Origin of the sequence: Rhodococcus sp. R1101 (assembly GCF_000278445.1) — a bacterium.
GTDB classification, from domain to species: Bacteria; Actinomycetota; Actinomycetes; order Mycobacteriales; family Mycobacteriaceae; genus Rhodococcus; species Rhodococcus gordoniae.
This window is the reverse complement of sequence record NZ_AJVB01000410.1, coordinates 1-3511: the sequence shown is the minus strand read 5'-3', so window position 1 is coordinate 3511 and position 3511 is coordinate 1. Positions and strand designations below refer to the sequence as shown.

Here is a 3511-nt window from a genome sequence, read left to right as displayed (position 1 = left end):
GCCCTGCACCGCGGGGGCGAACGGGTCGGCCTGTCCCGCAGGCACGCCGAGATCCTGCTGATCCTCGCCGATCATCCCGAGGGCCTGAGTTCCGACCGGCTCGCGGTGCTGCTCGACGAGAACGAGCTGGACTCGGTGACCATCCGCGCCGAGATGTCGCGTCTGCGCAAGGTGCTCGGAGCGGAACATCTCGGCTCACGGCCCTACCGGTTGCTGACCGCGCTCGACACCGACGTCGCGGATGTGCGCCGCGCGCTCGACCGGGGCGACGTGGCCTCGGCGGTGCGTCTGTGCGCCGGTGAGATCCTGCCCGGCTCGGTGGCGCCGGGCGTCGAGGAGATCCGCGACGAACTCCGCTCGGGGGTGCGGGCCGCACTGCTGCGCTGCGGAGACGAGCACCTGCTCGCGCAGTGGACCTCGTCCGTCCACGGCCGCGAGGACATCACCGCGTGGGCGGCCTATCGCGCCTCGATCGATCCTCGATCACCCCGCTTCGCGCAGGTCGATGCCACGGTGACCCGATTGGACAGGTTGCTCGCAACGTAGTTGCAACCCTCGCGTCCGTAGTGTTCCGGATCACATACCGACCGCTCGACGCTGCAGGAGATGCACATGACCGTGTACGCCCGTCCCGGTTCGCCCGACGCCCTCATGTCGTTCCAGTCCCGGTACGACAACTGGATCGGCGGCCAGTGGGTGCCGCCGGTGAAGGGGGAGTACTTCGAGAACGTCACCCCCGTCACCGGCCAGGTGTTCACCGAGGTCGCTCGCGGCACCGAGGAGGACATCGAACTCGCGCTCGACGCCGCCCACGCCGCCGCACCGGCCTGGGGCAGGACGTCGCCCGCCGAACGCGCGCTGATCCTCAACAAGATCGCCGACCGCATCGAGGAGAACCTCGAATCGATCGCCCTCGCCGAGTCGTGGGACAACGGCAAACCCATCCGCGAGACCCTCAATGCCGACATCCCGCTCGCGATCGACCACTTCCGTTACTTCGCGGGAGCCATTCGCGCGCAAGAAGGGTCGATCTCCGAGATCGACTCCGAGACGGTCGCTTACCACTTCCACGAGCCGCTCGGTGTCGTCGGCCAGATCATCCCGTGGAACTTCCCGATCCTCATGGCCGTGTGGAAGCTGGCGCCCGCCCTGGCTGCCGGCAACGCCGTCGTCCTCAAGCCGGCCGAGCAGACCCCGGCGTCGATCCTGCACCTGATCTCGATCATCGGCGACCTGCTGCCGCCCGGGGTGATCAACATCGTCAACGGTTTCGGTGTCGAAGCGGGCAAGCCTCTCGCATCGAGCCCGCGCATCCGCAAGATCGCGTTCACCGGTGAGACCACCACGGGCCGGCTGATCATGCAGTACGCCTCGCAGAACCTGATCCCGGTGACCCTCGAGCTCGGCGGCAAGAGCCCCAACATCTTCTTCTCCGACGTGCTGTCGGCGAACGACGACTACCAGGACAAGGCCCTCGAAGGCTTCACGATGTTCGCCCTCAACCAGGGCGAGGTGTGCACGTGCCCGTCTCGTGCACTGATCCAGCAGGACATCTTCGACGACTTCCTCTCGCTTGCCGCGGTCCGTACCAAGGCCGTCCGCCAGGGCGACCCGCTCGACACCGACACGATGATCGGCGCCCAGGCGTCGAACGATCAGCTCGAGAAGATCCTGTCGTACATCGAGATCGGCAAGAGCGAGGGTGCCAAGGTCATCACCGGTGGTGAGCGCGCCGATCTCGGCGGCGACCTCTCGGGCGGCTACTACGTGCAGCCGACGATCTTCCAGGGCGACAACACGATGCGCATCTTCCAGGAGGAGATCTTCGGCCCGGTCGTGTCCGTGACGTCCTTCGGTGATTTCGACGACGCGATCTCGATCGCCAACGACACCCTCTACGGTCTCGGGGCCGGTGTCTGGTCCCGCGACGGTGGTGTCGCCTACCGTGCCGGTCGCGCCATCCAGGCCGGCCGGGTGTGGACGAACACCTACCATCAGTACCCCGCGCACGCGGCCTTCGGTGGTTACAAGCAGTCCGGCATCGGCCGCGAGAACCACCACATGATGCTCGACCACTACCAGCAGACGAAGAACCTCCTGGTGTCCTACGCTCCCAAGGCGCAGGGCTTCTTCTGATCCACACTTCGGCGCCTGTCACGTCCGCACGACGTGGCAGGCGCCGTCGCCATACGCGCCGAGCACCGTGCACCCCAACGGAAAGGGCATGTCTGTGACCGTCCCACGCCTCGTGGCGACCGTCGACGCCGTCGCACTGCTGCGCCGCCTCGCGCGGCGCACCGGACCGCTCATGATGCACCAGTCCGGCGGATGCTGCGACGGCTCCGCGCCGATGTGTTATCCCGACGGTGAATTCCTCGTCGGCGACCGTGACGTTCTCCTCGGAGTCCTCGATCTGCGTCTCGGGGCGGGGAGACCCGCGCCGATCGGCCGGTCGGCGCCGACGCCGTGCCGGTGTGGATCTCCGGTTCGCAGTTCGAGGCGTGGAAGCACACCTGTCTCGTCCTCGACGTGGTGCCCGGACGCGGCTCCGGGTTCAGTCTCGAGAGCCCGGAGGGAGTGCGTTTCCTCAGCAGGGGGCGCGCGTTCACCCCCGACGAACGGGCGCTTCTCGAAACCGACCGGCCGCGGACCGGCCGCGACTGGGAGGCGGGTGACCAGCCCGCCGCGTCCGATACGCCGACCGTGGTCGCCGAGGCCGCCGACGCGTGTCCGGTGCCCGGCCTGTCCTCGTGATCCACGCTTTTTCGACCTCGAGATCCCGTCGAGGAGGGTGACTCCCCGGCCGGCTGCCCGGGTGCGTCAGAATCGGGACGGAATCCGGCCGGATTCCGGATGACGATGTGGGCGCCCGGTGGGGTGCGGCGAGGAGTGGGCGATGGCCTTCGCAGGCAACGTGGACGAACTGGCACTGCTGCAGACGGTGCGTCTGAAGAAGCAGGTCACGGCGGAGGTGCTCGCCGCGCACCTCGGTGTGTCGGTGGCGGCCGGCCAGGCCGCGGTGACCGCGCTCCTCGAGCAGGGCAAGGCCGCGGAGAACGACGGCGGCATCAGCCTCACCGACAAGGGCTCCTCCGAGCTGAACGACCAGCTCGACGCGGAGCGGGTCTCCATCGACGAGGATTCGATCTCGGATCTCTACGACCGGTTCCTCCCCCTCGACGAGGAACTGGCCACGCTCCTCGAGAACGCGGACTCCGACGGATTCGTCGACGGCCTCATCGCCCTCGACCGGCAGGCGCAGAGCCTGTTCGACGACGTATCGGCGTTCGTGCCGCGACTGTCGCGCTACCAGGATCTGTTCGCCGAGGCCCTGGAGAAGATCAAGGGCGGCTCGCTCGCGTGGGCCACCGCGGCCAACATCGACTCCTACGCCTCCGTGTGGAGCGAGATGCGCCAGGAGATCGCGGGCGCCGCCGGACGCTGACAATGTCGTTCGTTCGGCACACTATGTGATGCCGGTCACCCCCACCCCCTTCCGGGGGTGGTGGAG

The 3511-nt window shown here is 67.9% G+C and carries 3 protein-coding genes and 1 pseudogene; all 4 read left to right on the top strand.

All coding sequences use genetic code 11. The features are described 5' to 3' along the window. Positions 1-546, top strand: a 546-nt coding sequence (locus R1101_RS0118845) for a helix-turn-helix domain-containing protein (protein WP_016934890.1), incomplete at its 5' end; no start/stop codon positions are given. Between the two features lie 66 nt (positions 547-612). Continuing rightward, on the top strand, positions 613-2136 hold the full coding sequence (gene adh, locus R1101_RS0118840; protein ID WP_026003462.1) for an aldehyde dehydrogenase: 1524 nt from the start codon (positions 613-615) through the stop codon (positions 2134-2136). Positions 2137-2224: 88 nt separating this feature from the next. Next, positions 2225-2754: pseudogene (locus R1101_RS29745) on the top strand (DUF779 domain-containing protein). Between the two features lie 142 nt (positions 2755-2896). Further along, entirely contained in the window at positions 2897-3445 is a 549-nt protein-coding gene (locus R1101_RS0118830) for a hypothetical protein (protein ID WP_026003461.1), read from the top strand. Positions 3446-3511: the final 66 nt, after the last annotated feature.

What these genes read in the sequence shown, in the direction of transcription:
- adh (WP_026003462.1), top strand. Translation starts at nt 613, where the DNA reads ATGACCGTGTACGCCCGTCCCGGTTCGCCCGACGCCCTCATGTCGTTC.
- R1101_RS0118830 (WP_026003461.1), top strand. Translation starts at nt 2,897, where the DNA reads ATGGCCTTCGCAGGCAACGTGGACGAACTGGCACTGCTGCAGACGGTG.